A 23645-nucleotide genomic window follows, 5' to 3' on the forward strand; every position below is an offset into this window, starting at 1 on the left:
CGACGGAGCGTCACCTCGGTCGCGGCGCGCAGCACTCCCGCGTTTGAGCCCGGCTCACAGCGCCTGCAGCAACACCAGTTCCGACGAATCCGGCAGCGGCAGCGTTACCTCGACACCGGTGCGCATCAGCGCGCTGCCGCGGAGGACCTTGTCACCTGCGCTGCCGTCGTGGAAATGCAGGCGATAGCGCCGTTGCGGCTGCAGGCCTTTCAGCACGAAGGTATGCGACGTGTCGCCGCGATCGGTGCCGCGGAAGGCATACAGCACGCCCCTTCCGCGTGGGGCATCGATATATTCCATGCCGTCCCAGCCCTTGCCGTCCGGGCGCGGAGCGACGTGATACAGGTCGGCTTCGCGGATCAGCGGGCGCAGCACGGTCTTGTACAGGCGCAACTCCTCGATGGCGGTGTCGTGCTGCGAGCGGCTCCATTTCGTCGTATCCAGCATCAGCGTGAACCAGCCCATCATGCCGCTGCGCAGCATGTAGCGAAAATTCTCGATGCGCGGCGTCGGCCACTGCGCCACATAGGTTTCCAGCATCGCCGGAGGCAGCACGTGGCTGGCATCGTAGAAGGCCTGCCGGTTCGTCAGCGGATCATAGGCATCGACGATCGAGAAGTAGTCGCCCACCGAGGCGCTGCCGAAATCCACCATGCGTCCGCCGTCGTTGCAGATCTCCAGGAGCAGGCCGGGATGCTTGCGCCGCAGCGCACGGTAGATGTTCTCGTAGGCGCGCGCGGCGTGATAGCTGACGTCGGTGGAGTTGGGGCCGTCCTGCCACAGGAATCCCTGGTCCTCGTAGCGATGCACGTCCTTCGGATCGCAGGTCGCGTGCGGGTGGTCGGCGCGGTCGCAGCCCTGGGCGATGACGTAGCCGTCGTGTTCCAGCATGTCCAGGTGGTAGTCACGCACCATCCGATCCAGTTCGTTCGAGACCCAGCGGGCGGCGGCCGGCTGGCCGATGTCGATGGTGATGCCCTTGAACTCGCCGGGCTTCCAGCCCGGCGGCGGATCGGCGGTCAGCCAGTCGCGCGTGGCGGCATGGATGACGCTCATCGCCTCGGGCCGCGTGCTGTCGCCGGCCTGTGCCCAGTCCACCCACAGGCCGAATTTCAGGCCGTGCCGATGGGCATCGTCGGCAAGGGCGGCCAATCCGTGCGGAAACTTGGCCGGATCCGGCACCCAATCGCCGACGCCGCGAAACCAGCCCGCGTCGAGGTGGAACATCTCGAAACCCAAGGCGGCCGAATCGTCGATCATGCGCCGCGCCTGGCTCTCGTCAATCGCCATGCCGCTGCCCCAGCTGTTGTTGGTCAGCAGCGGATAGGCCGGGTCGCGCAACGTCCGCGGATCGTTCAGCACCCGACGGACCCAGCGCCGCAGCACATTGCCCGCGTCGTCGACGCTGCCGCGGCTGGCGCCGAGGAATACGGTGGGCGTGGTGAAGCTGGCGCCCGGCAGCAGCCGCGTGCGGAACGGGCCGGGTTCGGGATCGAGCCCGGCGCGGCCCTCGAGCATGTCGCCGCGCCGCTGCAATTGCATCGCGACGCGGCCGCTGAATTCCACGCCGAGATACCAGCCGGTCGTCGCCGTATCCGCCGGCGATCGCACCAGCATGTACGGAATGATCTCGCGGGGCTCACCCTTGGGCGGATGCGCATAGCTGCTCGATGTGCCGCGCCAGCGATAGCCCTCGGCGACATCCTGCAGGTGGGTGCCGACGGGCGGCGCCTCGCCGGCGCCCTTGTCGATCCACAGTTGCTGCAGCGCCCGGTTCGCCGCCACCTTCCAGCCGAAGCGAAAGCTGTCCTGCAGCGGAATCCATAGTTCCTGCGCGGTCCGGTTCTCGATCCGTATCGAGTGTTCGAGCGGCCCGTGCGGTGCACGCGCGTGCCACTCCCAGGTCAGCCGCAGGTGCGGATGTCCCGTCTCGTACACCAGGCTCACCGAATCCGCTCGCACGCGGCTGGCTGCGCGATTGAATCGCCAATGCAGCGGCGCTTCCTTGCCATTCACGCGGGCCCGGTCGATCAGCGTGACAGCGACGGTGCCGGTCCACGCCGGCCCCGTATCCCCGGACAGACGAAGCAAGCGCGGCGCCGACGGCCCGGCCTGCAAGACAAGATGCGTATCGAGATTGCCGACGTGCAGGAGGGCATCCGCGAGCGCGCCCATCGGCAACAGCGTCGCGGCCAGCCACATGCCGGCGATGATCGCCTTGCGATGCGCCGACTTCATTGCTGCGGATACCCCGTGCGTCGAAGGTCTGTCGGGGACGGCGATGCCATCAAGTCTGGAAAACTACCATAAGGCGATTGCAGGCCCTTTGGCTTTCTCCGGCTTAGTTGCCGGCATCGCATCGATGCAGCCATGCCGGCGCGGAGCCACCGGCACGGACGGTCGCTCGATGGGCGTGACCCCGTTGCATACATAGCACACCAATGTATAGTGTGGCCATGTATCCGCGAATGAGTCCATCCGCACCGCGCAACACGGGACCTCCATGGCGATCAACAAGGACCTGATAGCCGCCTCTTCGACCCCGATCGTGCTGGCGATCCTGGCCGAGGGGGACAGCTACGGCTACGCGATCATCCAGCGCGTCCGGGAATTGTCGGGCGGACACATGGAGTGGACGGACGGCATGCTCTACCCCGTGCTGCATCGGCTCGAGCGGCTCGGCCAGATCGAGGCGCGATGGGAAATCGCCGAGAGCGGCCGTCGTCGCAAGTACTACCGGATCACAGCCGCCGGCCGGGACCAGCTCGCGGAGGAACGCCGGCAATGGCAGGCGGTGGACGCGACCTTACGGTCCATCTGGAAGGCGCTCTCCGTCGCCGGTCCGGTGATCCGCCCGGCATCTGCCGCGTTATCGCCACAAGGAGCCTGACCATGGCCGCCTCGGATCACGCATCGCTCGAAGCGCAGATCGACCAGTGGCGCAACTACCTGCACCGCCGGCAGGCGATCCACGCCGTCGACGTCGCGGAGCTGGAAGACCATCTGCGCGAGCAGGTCGCGGTTCTGGTCGACGCGGGGCTCGCCACCGACGAAGCGTTCCTGGTGGCGGTCAAGCGCATGGGCGACCTCGACGCTCTCTCGCGCGAGTTCGCGCGCGAGCATTCGGAGCGCCTGTGGAAGCAGCTCGTCGTCGTCCCGTCGGAAGCCGATGGTCCGCGGGCGCGCACTCGAACGGATGCCATCGTCGCTTTCGGGCTCGCGCTGGCGGCGGCCGTGGCGATCAAGCTGCCGGTGCTCTTCGGGCTGCAGCTGGAACAGGACGTCGGCTTCTACGCCCGCAACCTCAGCCTGTTCGTGCTGCCTTTCCTGGCCGGTTATTTCGTGTGGAAACGGCAGCTCGGCACGAAGACGCTGTCCTGGCTGGCTGCGGCATTCGTTGCTGCGGCGGTCTTCGCCAACGTCTATCCTTTCATGCCGGGCGGCGCCAGCGAGAGGCTGGCGGCGCTGCACCTGCCGATCGCGCTGTGGCTGGCGGTGGGGATCGTGTACGCCGGCGGCCGCTGGCGTCAGGGGAGCGGGCGCATGGACTTCATTCGCTTCTCGGGCGAGCTGTTCATCTACTACGTCCTGATCGCCCTTGGCGGCGCCGTGCTCACGGCGTTCATGGTGATGATGTTCGAGGCGATCGGGGTCAAGGCCGAGCCTTTCTTCAGCGCCTGGCTGTTGCCGTGCGGGGCGGCCGCGGCCGTGCTGGTCGCCGCGTGGCTGGTGGAGGCCAAGCAGAGCGTGATCGAGAACATGGCACCCGTGTTGACTCGCCTGTTCACGCCGATCTTCGCCGCCGTGCTGGCGGTGTTCCTGGGGACCGTGCTGTGGACCGGGCACGGCGTCGACATCGAGCGGAACGTGCTGATCGCCTTCGACCTGCTGCTCGTCCTGGTCCTCGGCCTGCTGCTCTATTCGGTCTCCGCCCGCGACCCGCAGTCGCCTCCCGGCGCCTTCGACGTGGTGCAGGTCGTGCTCGTGGTCGGCGCGTTGCTGGCGAATGCGCTCGCGCTATGGGCCATCGCCGCGCGCATCAACGAATTCGGATTCACGCCGAATCGCGTGGCCGCGCTGGGAGAGAACGTGATTCTCCTGGCCAATCTGGCATGGTCCGCCGTGCTCTACATCCGCTTTCTGCGAGGCCGCGGATCATTCGCGCGCCTTGAGCGGTGGCAGACGGATTACCTGCCGATCTATGCCGCGTGGGCGATGGTCGTCGTGATCGTCTTTCCGCCGCTGTTCCGATACATCTGACCGGGTACGGCCAACCGGCATCCGGAACAACCTGCTTGCCTATCGGTCCGCCGCGGCTCGCCTCGGCCGGCGAACCGCGCGCACCTTCGCGCTGTTTCCGCCGCCGCAGAAGAATTGATCGCCGCCATCGGAATCGAGCCCCGACACGCCGACGCCGGGTGGCATCTCCAGACTCTCCAGAACCTTTCCGGTTCGAGGGTCGACCCGCCTCAACTCGCTTTCGTCGCTTTCCCAGGTGCCGTGCCAGAGTTCGCCGTCGACCCAGGTGACCCCGGTGACGAAGCGGTTGGACTCGATGGTGCGAAGAATCGCCCCGGTCAGGGGATCGATCTGATGGATTTTCCGGTCCCGGTATTGCCCCACCCACAGCGTCCCTTCGGCCCACGCGAGTCCCGAGTCGCCGCCACCGCCGGGCGCCGGGATCGTGGCGAGCACGCGGCCGGTCTGCGGGTCGATCTTCTGGATGCGATCCTCGGCAAGCTGGAACAGGTGCTCGCCGTCGAAGGCGGTTCCCGCATGTGCGGCGACGTCGATCGAGTCCAGCGGCTTCCCGCTCGCCGGATCGAAGGCATTCAGCCTGTCGCCGGACGCAAACCAGACGTTGTGGCCGTCGTAGGTGACGCCATGCACGTTGTCGGCACCGGGAAAGGGGCCGTACTCACGGAAGACTTCGGCTTTTGTTCGATGCATGTTTCCATCCTAGTCGCCCGGCAGCGGGGCGGGGAGTAACAAGGTGGTCGCGAATCCCGGCACCGGCGGGGTCGTCCAGCGGCGCGCCCGTGCATGACCGAACGACTGCACCTTGCCTGCAGCCGCCAACGCGTCGAGTGCCCGCTGCACGGTACGCTGGCTGGCGCCGAGGGCAAGCGCCAGGGCCGAGCTCGACCACGACTCGCCGTCGGCGAGCAGGGCGAGCACCGTCGCATGCTTCTCCTCGACCGGCCGGGCCAGCACGACGACTTCGCGTGCATGGCGCGGCACCAGCACGAACCCCCGCTTCGTCGCGTTCACTTCGGCCAGCGGGCGCAGCTCGGCGCGCAGCCGCCCGATTTCGACACGCAAGCGTGCGCGATGCGATTCGTCGGCGAGCTTCAAGCGGAATGCGTGCGCGACGAGCGCGTCCCTGGGCACGTCCTGCGGCCACGCTTCGCCCAGCGCGCGGGCGAGCGTGAACAGCACCGGGCGCTTCGCGAGCGGGATCGTCGTGCCCGCATGGCGCACGGCGTGGCGGCAGGCATCCACGACGAAGGCATTCGATGCCAGCAGCGCTTCGACCTCCGCGAGCCGGAGGAATCGTTCCCCGCCACTTGCGACCAGGCGCGCGGCGGGCGTGTCCAGGACCAAGAAGGCGTTTTCGACCTCTGCCGTCAGCGCGGGAATGCGTGCATGTTGCGCGGCACGCGCGGCCCGGGTGAGTGCCGCACGCGCGGCCTTCGTCTGCAGGCGCCGCAACCCGATCCCTGCCGCCACCAGTTCGTGGACGGCTTGCAACGCAGGCGACAGGGACGTGGGATCGAGCCCGCCGAGCATGCGTTCGGCTTCGTCGAGGTACCCGATCAGCAGGAGGCGCCGGACTTCGAGATAGCGCGCGTGCGCGGCGTTCACCCGATCGCCGTGTTCTTCGAGCGTCGCCCGCGCGGCGTCGAGCGCCTTCGCAGGCCAACCCAGTTCGCGCGAGGCCAGTGCGATCTCGGCTTCGGCGACGACGCATCGCGCGCGCGCCACGGCTTCCTTCGCACCGAAGGCACGCGCCGCTTTTCGCAGCAGCGCCTTCGCCCGAACCAGATCGCCGAGCTGCGCCATCGCGATGCCTCGCAGCGCGAGGCCGGGCGGATCGTCGCGCAGGGCGACCCGCTTCAGTGCGCCGAGGGGGTCGCCTGCGGCGAGTGCGCGCGCGGCGGCGGTGATCAGCGAGTCCACGGGAACGAGCTCATGTCAATCGCGCCACACTTGTCACTCCCGCCGCTGGAAACCCGGTGCCTAATCTAGCGCATGACCGACGACCGCCGGGTCGTCTCCAGGCGGAGATAGCAGCGATGACCAAGCACATGACCGGAACGCGGCAGGAATGGCTCGCCGCGCGGATGGCGCTACTCGATGCGGAGAAGGAGCACACGCGGCGCAGCGACGAGCTGGCGCGGCGGCGGCAGGCGCTGCCGTGGGTCCGGATCGACAAGGCGTACCACTTCGACACCGACGCAGGGAGCGCCTCGCTGGAGGACCTCTTCCAGGGGCACTCGCAGCTCCTCGTCTACCACTTCATGTTCGGGCCCGACTACACGGCGGGGTGTCCGTCCTGCTCGATGATCGCCGACGGCTTCAACGGCTTCGCCGTCCACCTGGCCAACCACGACGTCGCGCTGACGGCGGTGTCGCGCGCGCCGCTCGCCAAGCTGCAAGCGTACAAGCGGCGCATGGGCTGGGCGTTCCCGTGGGCGTCATCGCACGGCGGCGACTTCAACTACGACTTCAACGTTTCGATCACCGAAGCGCAGCAGCGCGCAGGCGGCGTCGAATACAACTACCGGCGCGGCGGCCACCCGATCGTCGCCGCCGAACTCCCGGAACCGGTGCACGAGTTTGCGGCCACCTGCGGCACGGATGCAGCCACCTACGTGCGCGACCGCCCAGGCATGAGCGCCTTCGTGCTCGAGGACGGCGCGATCTATCACACCTACTCCACCTACGCGCGCGGCCTGGACGGCCTGTGGGGCGCGTACCAGTGGCTCGACCGCGCGCCGCTGGGGCGCAACGAGGCGGGCATCTGGTGGCGCCGCCACGACGAATACGCCACACGCTGAGCCCGGCCATGGATATCGTCGGTGCAACCGGAGGTGTGGATGTCTCGCGCGGCATGGCCATCGAGCAAGCTTCGCGGCGAATCTTCTTCGGCGTGGCGACGCTGCTGTTCGCCGCCAGCGCCGCGGTGACGATCGCCCGCTGCACGTCCATGTCGACGATGGGCGGGATGCCGATGCCCGGCGGCTGGACGATGTCGATGACGTGGATGCGGATGCCGGGGCAGACCTGGCCCAGCGCCACGGCGGCGTTTCTGGGCATGTGGGTGGTGATGATGGTGGCGATGATGCTGCCATCCCTGGCCCAGGTGCTGTGGCGCTGCCGCCAGGCCATCGGCAGGACGGGCAACGCGCGTCCCGGTCGTCTGGCCACGATCGTGGGTGTGGGTTACTTCGCGGTCTGGACAGTATTCGGCATGGCTGCTTTTGCCTTGGGCGCCGCGCTGGCGACGATCGAGATGCAGCAGCCGGCGCTGGCGCGCGGCGTGCCGATCGCCGTCGGCGGGGTGGTCCTTATCGCCGGCGCCCTTCAGTTCACTGCGTGGAAAGCGCGTCAGCTGGCCTGCTGCCGGAATGCGCCGGGGCACGACCGCAGGTTGCCGGTCAACGTCGGCATGGCCTGGCGTCTCGGCCTGCGCCTTGGCTTCCACTGCAATCTCTGTTGCGCCGGTTCGACCGCGGTCCTCCTGGTCATTGGGGTCATGGACCTGCAGGCGATGGCCGCCGTGACGGCGGCGATCACGCTCGAGCGTCTCGCACCGGCCGGTGAGCGCGTTGCGCGGGCCAGCGGGGCCGTCGCCATCGGAGCAGGGCTGTTCGTGATCGCGAGCCATGCCTTTGCCTTTACGTGGTAGGCGATTGCCACCACCGTCTTGCCGGTATTCTTCTGCGCGTTCTGCCATTCGTCCACGCGTCGCGCCGTGGTGCTAAGTTGAAGGGACCCTTGGTCTGGTTGCCGGAGTCCCGCATGTTCGTTCCCTTTTTCGCCGCATTGCCGGCGGGCGCGCGCCGCACGATGGTGCGTCTTGTCCTGGCCGTATCGATGGTGTTTGCGGCAGGTGTCGCGGGCGCGCAGGAGATGCGCAGCGCCCAGGTACCGCCGCCGCAGGACGTGCCGTACCCCGGCACGATCGCTCTGCACGTCGATGCCAGCGACACCGCGCAGGGCATCTTTCGCGTGCACGAGACGATTCCGGTGCAGGCCGGCGCGTTGACCTTGCTGTACCCGCAGTGGATTCCCGGCGACCACTCGCCGACCGGCCCGATTGCCATGCTCGCCGGCCTCACGCTCAGCGCCGGCGGCAAGCCGCTGGCATGGACGCGCGACAAGTACGACGTATACGCGTTCCATCTCGACGTGCCCGCAGGGGTGTCACGCATCGATGCGGAGTTCCAGTACCTGTCGCCCCGCGACGGCGGGTTCGAGATCACCGACCGCATGATGGACATGGAGTGGAGCAAGGTGGCGCTGTATCCGGCCGGCCATTTCACGCGCGGCATCACCTTCGCGCCCAGCGTGACGCTGGCGCATGGCTGGCAGCTCGGCACCGCACTGGAGACGAGCTCGCAGTCGGGGGACACCACCACCTTCAAGCCGGTGACCTTCAACAACCTGGTCGATTCGCCGATCTACGCCGGCCAGTACTTCAAGCGTGTCGATCTCACGCCGCCCGGCGGGGCGCCGGTGCATCTGGACGTCGTCGCCGACGCGCCGAAGTACCTGGCCATGACGCCCGAACAGGTGAACGTGCATCGCGCGCTGGCGGTGCAGGCGACCAAACTGTTCGGCTCGCACCATTACGACCACTACGACTTCCTGTTCTCGCTGTCGGACCAGTTGGGCGGCAACGGCACGGAGCACCACCAGTCCAGCGAGGACGGCATGGATGCCGACTACTTCACCGCCTGGGACGACAACGCGCCGGGCCGCGACCTGCTGGCGCACGAGTACGCGCATTCGTGGAACGGCAAGTTCCGCCGTCCGGTCGACCTGTGGACGCCCAACTTCAACGTGCCGATGGGCGATTCGTTGCTGTGGGTGTACGAGGGGCAGACGCAGTACTGGGGCTACGTGCTGACCGCGCGCGCCGGCCTGTGGACGCCCGAACAGTTCCGCGACGCGCTGGCGATGGTGGCGGCCAACTACGACCGCAACCGCGAGGGCTTCCGGTGGCGCACGCTCGAGGACACCACCAACGACCCGACCGCCGCGCGCCGCTCGGGCCTGCCGTATCGCAGCTGGCAGATGAGCGAGGAGTACTACAGCGCCGGCCAGATGATGTGGCTGGAGGTGGACGCCAGGCTGCGCGCGCTGACGCACGACCGCAAGTCGCTGGACGATTTCGCGCGCGCGTTCTTCGGCGTCGACAACGGCAGCTACGTGACGAAAACCTACACCTTCGACGATGTGGTGGCGGCGTTGAACGACGTGGCCCCTTATGACTGGGCGGGTTTCCTGCGCGCGCACGTGGATGCGCGCAAGCCGCCGCTGCTGGACGGCATCGAGGGCACCGGCTGGAAACTGGTCTACACCGACAAGGAGAGCGCCTACGAGAAGCAGTACAACAGCCGGCCGCAATCCTCGCGCCACCTGTACAACTTCGCCTGGTCGATCGGCCTGACGATGGCCAAGGGTGGCCAGATCAACGACGTGCGCTGGGATGGCCCGGCGTTCAAGGCCGGAGTCAGCACGGGCGCCACCATTGTCGCCGTGAATGGCCAGGACTATTCCGGCGATGTGCTGAAGCAGGCGATCACGGCGGCCAGGACCGGCAAGGCACCGATCAAGCTCCTGCTGAAATACCAGGGCACCTATCGCACGGTGCCGGTGGATTACCACGAGGGCCTGCAGTACCCGCATCTGGTGCGCGTCAAGGGTACGCCCGATTACCTGAGCGAGATCATCACGGCGCGCAGGTAAAGGCGACCAGGCACGAGGGTTCGGCTACGGGTCGGGGGACTGAAGCTGGCGCCGTCACCCTGGCGTCAGCCGCAGCCCATCGCTGCGGCAGACGTCGATGTACGGAAGAAGCAGGATGCGTCCGCCGCGGAAGGTCACGCGGAGGTCGCGCAGGCATCCGCCGGCGGGGACATCGACGGTCATCGAGCTCAGTCCCCCTTGCAGCGGATCACCGAGTGCGACGTCGTGGAAGGCATCGCTGCCGTGAGGCGCGATGGCAAGCGCGATCACGCTGTCGAACGTGGCGTTCACGAGCTTGAAATGTCGCGTGGACTTGCGCCCGGCGTCGGCGTGGGCGGCGCTGGGCGCGGGTGCGGCGAGCATGCTGCCAGGCGCGATGGCGAGCAGGGCGGCGAAGGCGATGGCGCGGGTCGGACTCATGGCGTGGCTCCGGCGGGGAAGAAGTGTCGCCGGTGGCTTGCGCGCGGTATCGCGCACAAGCTCGGCAGCGTGATCTGGCCGGATCGGCAGTGCCCCGCGAAAGCTTTCCGGGACGAATCGTTGCGACGCGGTGGCGAATCGTAGAGACGCCGCGCATTTGCTTTTCAGCGTCGTGCACTGCGCCTAGGATGACCACTCCGACCTACGGGACACCCCGCGATGATGGTTCGCCTCGGCAATACCCGGATTGGCCTGGTCCGCTACCTCGGCCTATGGAGCGCCGTGGTGGTGGTGTTTGCGGTGCAGGAATTCATGCGCGACACGCTCACCGGCCATACCTGGTCGGCTTTCGATTACCTGCGCTGGTCGATGATCCAGTGGTACACGTGGGCTGCGCTTGCGCCGACGGTGTTTCGCCTGGCGGTGCGCTTTCCGATCCAGACACCGCTGCGCCTGGGCGGCCTTGGTGCGCAGCTGGTGGCCAGCGTGAACATGACCTTCCTGGCGCTGGTGATCGGCGCCGCGGTCTCGACGGTGTTCGAGCCGAGCGGGTTCGTCGAGCAGCTGCGGTTCTTCGTCAACCAGCATGCCGCCACGGGTCTGTTCACGTACTGGGCGCTCTTCGCGATCCAGCGGGCCATGCAGTTCCACGAGGAGAAAACGCGCCGCGAACTGGAAGCGAGCCGGCTGGCTTCGGAACTCGCGCAGTCGCGGCTGCAGGTGCTCAAGACGCAGCTGCAGCCGCATTTCCTGTTCAATACGCTGCACGCGGTCGCGACCCTGCTGCACGAGGACACGCTGTCGGCCGAGGACATGCTGCTGCGCCTGAGCGATCTGCTGCGTGCGTTCCTGGAGGACTACGACGGCCAGGAGATCAGCCTGCGGCGGGAGCTGGTGTTGCTGGATCTCTATCTCGGCATCCAGCGCACGCGCTTCAAGGATCGACTGACCACGCAGATCTACGTGGCTCCGGATACGCTGGATTGCGCCGTGCCCAGCCTGATCCTGCAGCCGATCGTGGAAAACGCCATCTCGCACGGGATCAGCCAGCGTGTCGGCGTGGACTGCATCGAGGTCGAAAGCCGGCGCGAGGGCGACAGCCTGTGCATCGACGTGCGCAATCGCAACAGCACGCTGGAGGACGGACCGGCCTCGGCGCCAGGGCACGGCATCGGTCTGTCGAACACGGAGCTGCGCCTGCGCGAGCTATATGGCGATGTGGCGCAAGTGCGTCTTGAGATGATCTGGCCGCAGGGTGTGGTCTGTCGGCTGCGCCTGCCGTTCCGCGAGATGTGTGAAGCGGACGACGCGCCCGAGGTCGCTTCCGCATGAGCATCGCCACCCTGGTCGTGGATGACGAGCCGATCGCGCGCCGTGCCGTCGTGCGCCTGCTGCGCGACGACCCCGACATCGAGCTGCTGGGCGAGTGCGGCGATGGCGCATCGGCGGTCGAGGCGATACGCAGCCAGTCGCCCGACCTGGTCTTCCTCGACATCCAGATGCCCGCGATCAACGGCATGGACGTGGTGGCGACCATCGGTGCGGGGCGCATGCCGATGACGGTGTTCGTCACCGCCTTCGAGCAGTATGCGGTGCGGGCGTTCGAAGCGAATGCGGTGGACTACCTGGTGAAACCGTTCAGCCGCGAGCGCTTCGCGGACACCCTGCGCCGGGTGAAGGCGCGGCTGTCCCTCGGCGAGGGCGTGAATGGGGCTGCCTCGGCGCGGATCCTGCAGGCGCTCGACGCATTGCGTCAGCGCCACGACTACCTGCAGCGCCTCCCGGTGCGTATCGACGAGCGCATCACCTTCATCGACGTCGACGACATCGTGTGGATCAAGGCCAACGGCAATACCGTGCAGATCCATCTTGCCGACGGCGTCCATGAAATGCGCGAGACTATGAGCGCACTCGCCGCACGCCTCGATTCGCGGCATTTTGCGCGCGTCCACCGCTCCGCCATCATCAACGTACGCCGCATCCAGGCCATCCACCCATGGTTCAACGGTTACCACGTGGTCACGATGGATACCGGCCAGAAGTTGCGCATGAGCCGCTACCAGCACGAAACTTTTCTGCGCCTGGTCCTGGCCGGGCGCAGGGACGAGAAACGGGACGGGGAAAAAAGTTGAATCCCGTCCGGCGCGACGGCTTCACGCTGCGGCCGGTTCTGTCGGCATGCTTGCCGGCAGCGACCACTTCGCACCCGACGAACCAGCACAGCGGATGGCCGCTGCGCTGCGCACGTTCAACGATTGCCGGCTCCGTTGTCCGCCGTTTCAGGCTTCGACCAGATTGCCGTCTTCGGTATCGGCGATGACGCGATTGCGCCCGGCGCGCTTGGCACGATAGAGCGCTGAATCGGCCTCCTTGCAAAGGCGTTGCAGCTCGTAGCCGGAGGTGTCGGTGGAAGCCAGGCCCACGCTGGCGGAAATCGATACGCCGCTGCCGTCCTGTTCCATCGGTGTCGTTCCGATGGCGATCCGGATGCGATTGGCGATGTCCAGTCCCTGCTTGCGGGAGCAGTCGTGCAGCAGGATGCCGAACTCCTCGCCGCCCAGGCGGCCAAACAGGTCGCTGGGGCGCAGGTGCTGCTGGCAGATGGCCACGGCAAGCTTCAGCACGACGTCGCCCATGGCATGGCCATAGGTATCGTTGACCCGCTTGAAGTGATCGAGGTCGATGGATATCAGGCAGGCGTGGCCGAGCTTCTTCTCCAGCAGGCGCAGGACACGACCGGCCTCAGTGATGAAGTGCTGGTGGTTCAGGATGCCGGTGAGCCCGTCGCGATGGGACAGTCGCATGAAGCGAAGCTGCGAGCGCTTGAGCCGGAACAGCCAGAGCACGATGGATGCCAGGATCACGAGCAACAGCGTGATATAAAGCCGGCTTGTCTCGACGGCCTTGGTGTCCAGTGCCTGTTGCAATCGCAGGATGTTGTTCTGCTTGCTCAGCTTTTCTGTTTCGAGCCTCTGCACAAGCATGTGTTGCTGGGCTACCTGGTAGGCCAGCGCCCTGGCGCTGACATCGTTGAGATAACCCTTGTCCTGGACGACATAGTGCTCGTAGTAGGCGAGCGCGGCGGCGCTGTGGCCCTGCTTCTTCTCGATCTGGTAGAGCAACTGATAGGCCACCATCAGCCATTCGCTGATGTCACCGGGGCGGCTCATGGCGACGGCGGAAAGCGCGGCTTTCCTGGCCTCGTTGTCGTTGCCCAGCTTGGCATGGGCCTGTGCCCGCTCCACCTGCGCCGACAGCATGTGGTCGTGGTACTGATTGGTGCGGACGCTGGGGCCGATCCTGTCGAGCAGCTCCATGGCCTTGCGCGGTTGATTTTCGTCCAGGTAGAGGCTGCTCAGAACCAACCAGGTGCTGTTGGTGGCGACGGGGCGCTGCGCCGCTGTGCAGACGTCGACGGTCTGTTGCAGTTTTGGGTCGGCGGAGGTCAGTTGCTTGCTGTTGTAAAGCGCCGCGATTTGCAGGTTGAGGGGAAGGCAACGGGTCTCGCCGGGAGGTATGGAATCCTCCATCATGCGTGCGTACTTGAGGGCGAGATCTGTTTGGCCAGAAAAATCCAGCATCTGCGAAAGATTCATCAGAACCAGGTAGCGAGCCCCTGGGTCCCTGATCTGAGGCAGCTCGGCTGTCAGGCGATTGGCCAGCGTAAAGGCCTCCTCATAACGCCGATTGATTCCCAAGTTGGTCAACAGCAGCGCAGATGCCTTGGCGACCAAGATCGCGCTATCGGCGTGATCGATTACCTTGTGAAGCTGGGTTTCGGATTTGGAGTAATTTCCCTCGAATGCGTTTTTCCACGCATCGAGATAACTAAAACGCCATCGCTCTTCCGGCGTCAGGTGAGGAACTTCATTATGGATTTGCGCAAGTATTTGCACAAACCGGGAGTGATCTTTCCTTTGCAGGCTTTCAGCCTGATCGAGAAGTATGGCTGGATCCGATGCGGACGTCGTGGCATGGCAATGAGGCACGAGTGATCCCATGGCCATGCTTATCATTACAGGCCATGACCAGAAGCGGCTGGGCAGCCGAAGCATGCTGGCTCGTTTAGGGATGCGGTGAGGATTTGCGGTGGTCGGAAGCCGGATTATCCAGTGGTTCGTTGTCATCCTGCTCTGGCTCATCTTCGTGAGCTGGACCAAGGGTACTTTGAGGCGGCGCTAGAGGTTTGCTGCCAAGCTCCTCGGATAACAGCATTCGGTCGCCGGACGCCACAGCAGCCTTGAGTGCACCAGATGCTTGTGCTTGTTCCAGCATGCCTGTCAAATCCTCGGCCGATGCATGGCGCAGCGAGGCATCCCGACCGATGGCCTCCAGCAATTCAATCGTGTCCGTCATGTGTTTCCCCCGTTTTGTGTGTTTGTCGTGCGACAAGCCGACAGCTTTGGCAAATTGGCGGTGTACGGCCATCAGCCATGATCAAGGCACGCTAACAGCCGTCGTCAGTGCCTACGCGTTCCATGATTGCCGTATTCACCGCAGAAAAATTCCCATCTCTTGGCGTTCCCCCACTTCACGCCGGCATGCCTTCCTTGCGCAACTTGTCCAATGCTTCCAGTCGCTCTCGCATGGCGATATTCGGCCGCAATGCCTGGGCCGGCGGTAGCACGACTGTTTCCTCGGCGGTCAATCCGACATTGGGAAGATCACGCAGGGCGACACGACGGATGCGCGGTTTCTCGATCGGTAACGTTGCCCCGCGGTAGATTATCACTTCATGGTCGAGCGGATAATCCAGGTTCAATAGATCCACTAGCACCTGCCGGTATTCGGGCCCGGTCTGGAAGCGCGTCAGCGACCAGTCGCCCACCAGCCCGACCTGCCACAGCACGAGGTAACCGAAGGGGTCGATGCGCCGTTCGTAGAAAAGGAGCTGGCTGGCCTCGAAGTGCTGACAGCCGAAGCGGCCCGGATCAATGCCCAGGTCGGCATAGAGGCAGTCCTCGGCGGAGATGCCAGGCTCCATGTGTGCTTCGAAGCCTTCCGCACGGGCAACTTCGATGACCTTGTGCGGCGACCAGGCAAAGATGCCGGGATGACCGTAGAACACTCCACAAACACGTTTGCCTGCACGCACCTCGGCCATCATCAGGTCGACCCACTGCCGATAGGTCTTCATTCGCGACTTGCCTTCGGCATAGTAGGGATGAAGGCTGCGTACATCCGGGTGCATGCGTTCCAGCCAGAGCTCCACGACGCCGTCGGAAAGCCCGGCAAACACCACGTCGGCCTGCTCGATGTGGCTGCGTGCCAATGGCGTGAGGTGGGACCCCAGGGTCATGCCCATGCCGACGCAGGCCAGGTTGCCGGGTCGCGCGTCGTTCGATGATGGAAGAGTTGGTGTGCTCACCGCTTGATAGTAGGGCAATTTTATGGTGCTGGAGTGCACCGGCGCGATCGTCTTCCGGCGGGGTAGGGTGGGCCAGGACCTTTCCCATCGTGGCCTGGAACTTGTCGGGGTTTGGGCGAGCAGGACCTCGGTCCTGCGGACCTATGGCGGCTTCGCCGACACGCGCGTATCGTATGCCGGCGCATATGTCAATATGCGTACTTGCGTGGACGCTCATCGGCGCGACCGATACCGGCGTCTCAGGGGACGCGGTCACCTATCAAACGAACGGGAGACCGATGATATGAAGACTCGACTGCTCATCGCAGTAATGGGCATGGCGTTCGCTACGTGCGCCTTGGGCGCCACTCCAACGACGCTCAAGCTGCAAAAAGGGGGCACCACGGTGCCAACGACCACGCCGGTAGGGGGCGCGCCGCTGACAACCCTGGAACAGGACCCGGCGATGACCGCCGGGGATGCCGATTCTGGCGATGGTGATGAACTCGGAGCACAGCCCGTGGTGAATCGCAGCATCGCCCGCGGTCACGCCGGCAGCAACCGGATCGGAAATGCCCGGCGTGCCAAGTCGAACCCCCAATTGCTGGGCGGCTTCGACGGCCTCAATTTCCACGACCAGCGTTACGCCAATGGCGGCAACCAGTTCTCGGTGGAACCGCCCGATCAGGGGTTGTGCGCCGGCAACGGATTCGTCATGGAAAGCGTCAACGACGTATTGGCGATCTATGACGGCTCCGGCAACGAACTCGTCGGCCCCGTCGATCTCAACACGTTCTACGGCTACCCCGCAGCGATCAATCGCACCACCGGTGCGTACGGGCCCAGCATCACCGACCCGTCCTGCTACTACGACGCAGGCACGCAGCGTTGGTTCCAGGTCGTGTTGACGCTCGATCGCATCGGCACGACGTCGTCCCTGGCCGGCACCAATCACCTGGACATCGCGGTCAGCCAGACTGCCAACCCCACCGGTGCCTGGAACATCTACCACCTGCCGGTGCAGAACAACGGCACCCAGGGCACCCCGGATCACGGTTGTACGGGTGGGTTCTGCCTGGGCGACTATCCCCACATCGGCGCTGACGCCCATGCGATCTTCCTGACCACCAACGAGTTCGCGCTGTTCGGCTCCGGCTTCTACGGCGCGCAGATCTACGCCATCTCCAAGCAGGCGCTGGCATCGGGTGCCGCCTCACCGAATGTGGTGCTGTTCAACGGCGGCGATCCGAGTGTTCCGGCGCCCGCGTTCACCGTCTGGCCGGCCATCTCGTCCGGGGGGCAGTATGTCGACACGCTGGGCGGAACCGAATACCTGCTCAGTTCGGACGCGGTGTTCTACGACTCGGGCATCTCGAACACGATCTGGCTGTGGTCGGTGTCGAACACGCAGGCCATCGACACCGCGCCCACGACCCTGGTGTTGGGCGTCTCGCCGCTGACCGTGCAGACCTATGCCGTGCCGAGCAGCCTGGCCCAGCAGAAGCCGGGCAGTGCACCCCTGCGCGATTGTTTTGCCCTGGCCGGTTGCGCACCGACGTATCTCGGCTACCCGAATATCGTCTACCCGACGCCACGCCCCATGGCGGTGAACGACTCGCGCATGCAGCAGGTGAGCTACGCCAACGGCAAACTGTGGGGCACGCTGGACACCGATGTCCTGCTGGCCAATGGCAGCCATGGCTCGGGCATCAACTACTTCGTCATCAATCCGAAGTCCGGCGGCGTTTCCGTCAATGGCACGCTGGCCTTGCCCGATGCGAATCTGACCTACGGCGCGGCGGCCGTCACGCAAAGCGGACGTGGCGTCATCGCGTTCACTGTCGTTGGCCCCAACGACCATCCGAGCGCCGGCTACGCCAGCCTGGATGCGAAGCTGGGCGCCGGCGATGTCCATGTCGCGGCAGCAGGCGCAGGCCCGTGGGACGGCTTTACCGGCATCCCTTACCTTGCCGGTGATCGGCCCCGTTGGGGCGACTACGGTGCGGCTGCGGCCGACGGCAACACGATCTGGACCGCCTCGGAGTACATCGCGCAGACGTGCACCCTGGCCGAATACCTGACGGCTCCATTGTTCCAGTGCGGCGGCACGCGCGCTGCACTCGGCAACTGGGCGACCCGCATCTCGGCGATCGGACTCTGAAATCGCGACAAAGCGCCAAATGACGGGCGTGATGGGTGGTGCCCATCGCGCCCGTTTTGCCTAGAGCCGGACCGGTTCGCAGCTGCCTTCCGGTCGGCCCTCTTCAGCGCCGTGTCGCCAGCACGCCGTCCAGCGCCAGCTGCGCCTTGAAGCCGGCCTTCTCCAGCCGTTTGGCCACCTCGCGCGGCACATCGCGGCCGCTGGTGAGCTTGTTCGGGCTGCCGGTGTAGTGGAACAGCCGGCCGCGCTTGCGCAGTACACGCGCCAGCTGGTCGTAGAAGGCCTGCGAGTACAGCTCGCCGGCGATGCCGAAGCGCGGCGGGTCGTGCAGCACGGCGTCCACCGAGGCGTCGGCGATCTGCGCGATCGCCTGCGACACGTCGGCATGGGCGAGTTGCAGGCGGCCGCCGCTGGCGGGCGCGCCCGGGTCAAGCTCATCAGGATCCGGCGACCATGGGTTGAGCGTGCGCAGCCACAGCACGTCGGCGTTCTTCTCGAACGAGTGGATGCGCGCGGCGCCGGCTTCCAGGCAGCACGCGGCGAAGTAGCCCAGGCCGCCGCAGGTATCCAGCACCACCTTGCCGTGCGGCTCGACCAGCGCCACCTTGTGGCGCGCATCCGCCACCGGCGACTCCTTCGCGGTGGGCAGCATCTTGATGCCGTCGATCTCGAACGTGGGCGCGCCCCATTCCGTGGGCACCAGTTTGATCAGCGAGCCGGCATAGCGCGACACCGGTGCGAACCCGTCGCCATCCCAGTAGTAAATCGTGCGGTCCTTCAGCGTGGGCGGATACGGGTAGCGCTGGTCCCGCCACTGCCAGGCGTCCGATTTCAGTGACGCGTGGCCGTTCGAGCGGCCAAGGTCGAGCGAACCGGACCATTCGCCTGTGCCGGCATCGCGTGCGGCCAACAGCGCCTGGGCGGTGGGCCGCGTGAGTATCGGGCCGGAATAATGTGGCACGTCGGGAATTCTCGTCAAAAACCGGGTGGATCATAACCTTGGCCGGAGCCCCGCACTGCCCGCGCGCGCAAACGCCATCCGAAGATGCGCCATCGAATGGCCTGTTTCCTTCAGAACTCTCCGGCGCGGCCGATAGCCATTGAGTCGCTCTGGGTGCCGGGATCCACACGCCGCCGCCTTCTGCGTTGCTTGCATCATCCCCGGGAGTCTTTGCGCAATGAACCGTTACAGCCCGCCTGCGCAGAAGCCAGCCAACCGTGTCGACTGGAACGATCCGCACCTGGAATCGCTGTTGCGAAAGACCGAGAAATGGAAGCTCGACAATCGCGGTGTCTATCCCGCGCAAGAGGTGCAGATCCATATCGGCTGGGGTGCTGCCGCCTGCAAGCCTGCGCTGCTGGTCTGGGAACGCGACCAGGCCATGGTGCTGGAAACCTGCTTCCCCATCGCGCAGGGCGAACACGTGCGAGTGGACTGCTACCTGGGCGAGGGCGTCCGCGTGGTGTGGGGAGTGGTCGTGGAAGGACGTGAAGGATACCGTGCCGAGGATCAGGCCAACGGTGTCCATGTGCACTGGCTGCATGTGCGCTGAGAGAGCCCATCGGCCAGGAGCCGATCTCGTTCGGCCCCTGGGCTCGGAACTCCGCGACTTGCCGCGGAGGGCGTGCCCGGCCTAGCCGGCCGAACTGACCACCTTGGCTGCCGGTGCGTGGCTGGCGGCTACGGACACCGGCACCTTCGTCGTCAGCATGGCGCCCATCGCCAGCAGGCAAACCAGGGCGCAAGCGCTGAACAGGGTCTGCAGCATCAAGGTTTCGAATTTCATGGTCGTTCTCCGGCTGTGAGGAAATGAAGCTTTCAAGAGGTGTATGGCAAGTGGCGTGCCAACGCTGCCAAAGCGTGGAAACCCGCATTTCCAGGCCATTCCCCGCCTGCTCCGGCCCAGGTTCGACTGTCCGCGGACGGTCGCCGCGTTGTCCGGACACCGCGTGCCGGACGGTGGTGCGGACATGGGCGTGCACAGGCGCCGGCGCGTGCCTGCAGGTCGGTCCCCGAGCATGGGCGGTCCCTGTTTCCGCGTTACCCTTGCCGCTCCCGTCGTCATGACTGTTTGGGGAGGTGGAACATGGCCGTTCTCGTGGGTTTTTCCGGCAGCCTGCGCAAGGGTTCGTTCAATGCCGCGCTGCTGCGTGCCGCCGGTGCGATGATGCCGGCCGACAGCCGGCTGGAGATCATGTCGATCGCCGCGTTCCCGCTGTACAACGGCGACGATGAAGCCGCGCATGGCGTTCCGGCTGCGGTCGCGGCGCTCAAGGAGGCGATCGCCGCGGCCGACGGCCTGCTGATCGCAACGCCGGAATACAACAACAGCATTCCCGGTGTGACCAAGAATGCGCTGGACTGGTTGACGCGACCGCCGGCCGACATTCCGCGCGTGTTCGCCGGCAAGCCGGTGGCGGTGATGGGTGCGTCGCCCGGCGGTTTCGGCACGATCCTTTCGCAGAACGCCTGGCTGCCGGTGTTGCGCACGCTCGGTGCGGAACTCTGGACCGGCGGTCGCCTGATGGTGTCGCGTGCGGGCAGCGTGTTCGATGCCGATGGCGCCATCGTCGATGCACGCACCCATGACTCGCTGCGCCAGTTCGTGGAGGGCTTCGTTGCTTTCGCGCAGGCCAACCCGGCGAGCACCGTCTAACCAGGAGGCCTTGCCGAGCGGCCCGCGGTTTGCGTGGGGCTCAGCCCCAGCACGCGGCGCACGCAGCGGGCCATGTGGCTCGGGTGTGCAAAGCCCGCCTCCGCGCAATCTCCGTCATGCTCCTGGCCGAAGGCGAGCTGCAGGCCGGGTCCCTCCATGGGTGTCGCGGCGGCGATGGAAGGACGGCGGCTTCACGGAAATTTGCCGGGCACGTTCGGTAGTACGCGTTACAAGAAGGCATGGAGTTCCGCCCGGCACGGGCGGTTCCGGAGGAATCCATGTTGGACCTGCTTTCCTATGCGGCGCGCGGACTGACCCAGGCATCGTGGATGGCCTGGCTGATCTACTTCGTGGTCATGACGCAGGCGACGATCACCGCCGTCACCTTGTACCTGCACCGCAGCCAGGCGCACCGCGGCGTCGATTTCCATCCGGCCGTCGCGCACGTCTTTCGCTTCTGGTGCTGGCTGACGACGGGCATGGTGACCCGGCAATGGATCGCCGTGCATCGCAAGCACCATGCGAAATGCGAGACCGCCGAGGATCCGCACAGCCCGCAGGTGTACGGCATCCGTGCGGTCCTGTGGCGCGGCGTGGATCTTTACAAGAAGGCTGCCGCGGATGCGGGCGACCTGGCGACCTACGGCGTCGGCGCGCCCGACGACTGGATCGAACGCCATCTCTACGCGCGCTGGTCGGCGGCGGGGCCGACCCTGCTGGCGCTGATCAGCCTTGGCCTGTTCGGCGTGGTCGGTATCGCGCTCTGGGCGCTGCAGATGGCGTGGATCCCGTTCTGGGCCGCCGGCGTCGTCAACGGCCTCGGCCACTGGTGCGGCTACCGCAATTTCGAGACGGCCGACACCTCGGCCAACCTGGTGCCGTGGGGGCTGATCGTGGGCGGCGAGGAACTGCACAACAACCACCATGCGTTTCCCAGCTCGGCGAAATTCTCGCAGCGCAGGTTCGAATTCGATGGCGGCTGGATGCTGATCTGCCTGCTGCGCCGGCTGGGCTTGGCGCAGGTGCGGCGGGTCGCGCCGGCACTCGGTTTCCGTGCCCACGTGGAGCAACCGGATGCGGAAACGGTCAAGGCGTTGCTGGCGCAGCGGTGCCGCATCCTGCATGACTACGTCGTCGGCGTGATCGCCCCGACCTTGCGCGCGGAACGCGCGGTCGATGGGCGGCTGCCACGCCGGCTGCGGCGGGGACTGGCGAGCGGAGGGCGCTGGCTGGACCCGGTATTGCGCGGGGAGCTCTCCGCGTTCCTGCACCAGCGTTTCCGGCTGTCCACCGTATGCGAGTTCCGTGCGCGACTCGCCGGGCTGACCGAACGCAACGGCCGTGACGCCCAGGCCCTGCTGGAAGAACTGAAGCGCTGGTGTGCGGAGGCGGAAATGAGCCAGGTCCGTGCGCTGGCCGATTTCGCCGCCCGCCTGAAAGGCTGTTGCATCGCCGGCAAGGAACGGGTCCATGCCGACCTGCTGGAATTCGCGCGCCCGTGATGCTTGGTAATGGCACCATGGACACCGCGTAGTTCATCCATGCGGGAGTAACGGCATGACCTTCTATCCGTTTGCGTTCTCGATCGCCAGCATGCTGCCGCTTGCGGTGGCCGCGTCATGAGCCGCCGGTTCGACGCCATCATCGTCGGCGCCGGCCAGGCCGGCCCGCCGCTGGCGAACCGGCTGACCCAGGCCGGCCGGTCGGTGGCGCTGGTCGAGCGCAAGCTGTTCGGCGGCACCTGCGTCAACACCGGCTGCATGCCGACCAAGACCCTGGTCGCCAGCGCGCGCGCCGCGCACATCGCCCGTCGCGCGGCCGATTTCGGCGTGGTGCTGACGGGCGAGGTGGGCATCGACATGGCCAAGGTGAAGTCGCGTGCCGATACCGTCATCGCCAACGCGCGCCACGGCGTGCGCTCGTGGCTGGACGGCATGGACGGCTGCACGGTGATCGAAGGCCATGCGCAGTTCGAGGATGCGCAAACCCTGCGCGTGGGTGACGAGCGACTCAGCGCGCCGCAGATCTTCCTGAATGTCGGCGGCCGTGCCGCGGTGCCGGACATGCCGGGCCTGCACGCGATTCCGTACCTCACCAACACCTCGATCCTGGGTCTGGACCGCGTGCCGGTGCATCTGCTGATCGTCGGCGGCAGCTACATCGGGCTGGAATACGCGCAGATGTACAGGCGCTTCGGCGCCCGCGTCACCGTGGTGGAAAAAGGCCCGTACCTGATCGGGCGCGAGGACGAGGACGTGTCGACGGCAGTGCGCGAGATCCTGGAAGGCGAAGGCATCGACATCCGCACCGGCGTCGCCGACCTCGCGTTCGCGGGCGAAGGCGGCACGCTCGCGGTGACGGTCGACGGCGAACGGCTCGCCTGCAGCCACGTGCTGGTGGCGGTGGGACGCGTACCGAACACCGGCGACCTCGGCCTCGACAAGGCCGGCGTGGCGGCGGATGCGCGCGGCTACATCAGCGTCGACGACGAATTGCGCACGAACGTGCCCGGCATCTGGGCGCTGGGCGACTGCAACGGTCGCGGCGCGTTCACGCATACCGCGTACAACGACTTCGAGATGGTCGCGGCGAACCTGCTCGACGGCGAGCACCGCCGGCTCAGCGAACGCGTCAGCGGCTACGCGCTGTACATCGACCCGCCGCTGGGCCGCGTCGGCATCAACGAGGCGCAGGCGCGCAAGCGCGGGCGCCCGTTCCTGGTCGGCAAGCGGCCGATGGGCCGGGTCGGCCGCGCGGTGGAAAAGGACGAGACGCAGGGTTTCATGAAGGTGATCGTCGACGCCGAAACGAAGGCGATCCTCGGCGCCGCGATTCTCGGCGTCGAAGGCGACGAGGCGATCCACGGCATCATCGACATGATGAGCGTGGGCGCCACCGCCACCCAACTGCAGCGCACGGTGCCGATCCACCCGACCGTGTCGGAACTCCTCCCCACGCTGATCGCGGAAGTGCACGCACCGGACGGGTAGGGCGACGGGCCGGATGCACCGCCATCGCCCTGCAGGACCGGTCTTGTCCAAATCGCGGGACCCCACGCGTCATAGGCACGGCGGAGCATGCT

Annotated in this window: 21 protein-coding genes; 12 read left to right on the plus strand and 9 right to left on the minus strand. The window is 66.2% G+C overall.

What is annotated here, in order from left to right:
• Nucleotides 1–54 precede the first annotated feature (54 nt).
• The gene (locus ABIE04_RS12015) at nucleotides 55–2238 is read right to left on the minus strand and encodes an alpha-galactosidase (protein WP_354550362.1); all 2184 of its coding nucleotides are present in this window, start codon (nucleotides 2236–2238) and stop codon (nucleotides 55–57) included.
• A 265-nt stretch (nucleotides 2239–2503) separates the two neighbouring features.
• On the opposite strand from ABIE04_RS12015, the gene ABIE04_RS12020 reads away from it, so the two are divergent.
• The gene (locus ABIE04_RS12020) at nucleotides 2504–2890 is read left to right on the plus strand and encodes a PadR family transcriptional regulator (RefSeq protein ID WP_354550364.1); all 387 of its coding nucleotides are present in this window, start codon (nucleotides 2504–2506) and stop codon (nucleotides 2888–2890) included.
• A gap of 2 nt (nucleotides 2891–2892) precedes the next feature.
• Nucleotides 2893–4260, plus strand: coding sequence for a permease prefix domain 1-containing protein (locus ABIE04_RS12025; RefSeq protein WP_354550366.1), 1368 nt, complete (start codon nucleotides 2893–2895; stop codon nucleotides 4258–4260).
• A 39-nt stretch (nucleotides 4261–4299) separates the two neighbouring features.
• On the opposite strand, the gene ABIE04_RS12030 is transcribed toward ABIE04_RS12025, so the two are convergent.
• Entirely contained in the window at nucleotides 4300–4950 is a 651-nt protein-coding gene (locus tag ABIE04_RS12030) for a Vgb family protein (RefSeq protein ID WP_354550370.1), read from the minus strand.
• Between the two features lie 9 nt (nucleotides 4951–4959).
• Nucleotides 4960–6180 (minus strand): helix-turn-helix domain-containing protein, encoded by a 1221-nt coding sequence (locus ABIE04_RS12035; protein ID WP_354550375.1) that lies wholly within the window; start codon nucleotides 6178–6180, stop codon nucleotides 4960–4962.
• 116 nt (nucleotides 6181–6296) lie between these two features.
• Here ABIE04_RS12035 and ABIE04_RS12040 point away from each other — a divergent pair, with 116 nt between their 5' ends.
• The 3 genes from ABIE04_RS12040 (at nucleotide 6297) to ABIE04_RS12050 (ending at nucleotide 9978) form a co-directional block, all read left to right on the plus strand.
• Nucleotides 6297–7061 (plus strand): DUF899 domain-containing protein, encoded by a 765-nt coding sequence (locus ABIE04_RS12040; protein WP_354550379.1) that lies wholly within the window; start codon nucleotides 6297–6299, stop codon nucleotides 7059–7061.
• 8 nt (nucleotides 7062–7069) lie between these two features.
• The gene (locus ABIE04_RS12045; RefSeq protein ID WP_354550383.1) at nucleotides 7070–7912 is read left to right on the plus strand and encodes a DUF2182 domain-containing protein; all 843 of its coding nucleotides are present in this window, start codon (nucleotides 7070–7072) and stop codon (nucleotides 7910–7912) included.
• A gap of 113 nt (nucleotides 7913–8025) precedes the next feature.
• Nucleotides 8026–9978: a M61 family metallopeptidase gene (locus ABIE04_RS12050; RefSeq protein WP_354550388.1), complete on the plus strand. Its 1953-nt coding sequence runs from the start codon at nucleotides 8026–8028 to the stop codon at nucleotides 9976–9978.
• 54 nt (nucleotides 9979–10032) lie between these two features.
• Here the strand turns inward: ABIE04_RS12050 and ABIE04_RS12055 are convergent, their stop codons facing one another.
• A complete protein-coding gene (locus ABIE04_RS12055) occupies nucleotides 10033–10398 on the minus strand; it encodes a hypothetical protein (protein WP_354550392.1) in 366 nt (121 codons plus the stop codon).
• Nucleotides 10399–10617: 219 nt separating this feature from the next.
• On the opposite strand from ABIE04_RS12055, the gene ABIE04_RS12060 reads away from it, so the two are divergent.
• Nucleotides 10618–11730, plus strand: coding sequence for a sensor histidine kinase (locus tag ABIE04_RS12060; RefSeq protein WP_354550396.1), 1113 nt, complete (start codon nucleotides 10618–10620; stop codon nucleotides 11728–11730).
• A complete protein-coding gene (locus ABIE04_RS12065; protein ID WP_354550400.1) occupies nucleotides 11727–12530 on the plus strand; it encodes a LytR/AlgR family response regulator transcription factor in 804 nt (267 codons plus the stop codon). The genes ABIE04_RS12060 and ABIE04_RS12065 overlap by 4 nt, the downstream gene beginning before the upstream one ends.
• Before the next feature lie 147 nt (nucleotides 12531–12677).
• On the opposite strand, the gene ABIE04_RS12070 is transcribed toward ABIE04_RS12065, so the two are convergent.
• The 3 genes from ABIE04_RS12070 to ABIE04_RS12080 all read right to left on the minus strand — a co-directional run bounded on the left by ABIE04_RS12070 (nucleotide 12678) and on the right by ABIE04_RS12080 (nucleotide 15718).
• Nucleotides 12678–14405: a tetratricopeptide repeat-containing diguanylate cyclase gene (locus tag ABIE04_RS12070; RefSeq protein WP_354550404.1), complete on the minus strand. Its 1728-nt coding sequence runs from the start codon at nucleotides 14403–14405 to the stop codon at nucleotides 12678–12680.
• A gap of 58 nt (nucleotides 14406–14463) precedes the next feature.
• Nucleotides 14464–14826, minus strand: coding sequence for a hypothetical protein (locus ABIE04_RS12075; RefSeq protein WP_354550408.1), 363 nt, complete (start codon nucleotides 14824–14826; stop codon nucleotides 14464–14466).
• Nucleotides 14827–14929: 103 nt separating this feature from the next.
• Complete coding sequence (locus ABIE04_RS12080) at nucleotides 14930–15718, minus strand: SAM-dependent methyltransferase (RefSeq protein ID WP_354551449.1); 789 nt, start codon at nucleotides 15716–15718, stop codon at nucleotides 14930–14932.
• Between the two features lie 331 nt (nucleotides 15719–16049).
• Here ABIE04_RS12080 and ABIE04_RS12085 point away from each other — a divergent pair, with 331 nt between their 5' ends.
• Nucleotides 16050–17906 carry a hypothetical protein gene (locus tag ABIE04_RS12085; RefSeq protein ID WP_354550412.1) on the plus strand — a complete coding sequence of 619 codons (1857 nt, stop codon included), beginning with the start codon at nucleotides 16050–16052 and terminating at the stop codon, nucleotides 17904–17906.
• A 103-nt stretch (nucleotides 17907–18009) separates the two neighbouring features.
• Here the strand turns inward: ABIE04_RS12085 and ABIE04_RS12090 are convergent, their stop codons facing one another.
• Nucleotides 18010–18867, minus strand: a complete 858-nt coding sequence (locus ABIE04_RS12090; RefSeq protein WP_354550416.1) for a class I SAM-dependent methyltransferase — start codon at nucleotides 18865–18867, stop codon at nucleotides 18010–18012.
• A 217-nt stretch (nucleotides 18868–19084) separates the two neighbouring features.
• Here ABIE04_RS12090 and ABIE04_RS12095 point away from each other — a divergent pair, with 217 nt between their 5' ends.
• Entirely contained in the window at nucleotides 19085–19459 is a 375-nt protein-coding gene (locus ABIE04_RS12095; RefSeq protein WP_354550420.1) for a hypothetical protein, read from the plus strand.
• Between the two features lie 81 nt (nucleotides 19460–19540).
• Here the strand turns inward: ABIE04_RS12095 and ABIE04_RS12100 are convergent, their stop codons facing one another.
• Nucleotides 19541–19693, minus strand: a complete 153-nt coding sequence (locus ABIE04_RS12100) for a hypothetical protein (protein WP_354550424.1) — start codon at nucleotides 19691–19693, stop codon at nucleotides 19541–19543.
• A gap of 300 nt (nucleotides 19694–19993) precedes the next feature.
• Here ABIE04_RS12100 and ABIE04_RS12105 point away from each other — a divergent pair, with 300 nt between their 5' ends.
• The 3 genes from ABIE04_RS12105 to ABIE04_RS12115 all read left to right on the plus strand — a co-directional run bounded on the left by ABIE04_RS12105 (nucleotide 19994) and on the right by ABIE04_RS12115 (nucleotide 23553).
• On the plus strand, nucleotides 19994–20563 hold the full coding sequence (locus tag ABIE04_RS12105) for an NADPH-dependent FMN reductase (RefSeq protein WP_354550428.1): 570 nt from the start codon (nucleotides 19994–19996) through the stop codon (nucleotides 20561–20563).
• 278 nt (nucleotides 20564–20841) lie between these two features.
• Nucleotides 20842–22065: a DesA family fatty acid desaturase gene (locus tag ABIE04_RS12110; protein WP_354550432.1), complete on the plus strand. Its 1224-nt coding sequence runs from the start codon at nucleotides 20842–20844 to the stop codon at nucleotides 22063–22065.
• A gap of 117 nt (nucleotides 22066–22182) precedes the next feature.
• Complete coding sequence (locus ABIE04_RS12115) at nucleotides 22183–23553, plus strand: FAD-containing oxidoreductase (RefSeq protein WP_354550437.1); 1371 nt, start codon at nucleotides 22183–22185, stop codon at nucleotides 23551–23553.
• Nucleotides 23554–23645: the final 92 nt, after the last annotated feature.

The organism is Rhodanobacter soli, from assembly GCF_040548735.1.
GTDB classification, from domain to species: Bacteria; Pseudomonadota; Gammaproteobacteria; order Xanthomonadales; family Rhodanobacteraceae; genus Rhodanobacter; species Rhodanobacter soli_A.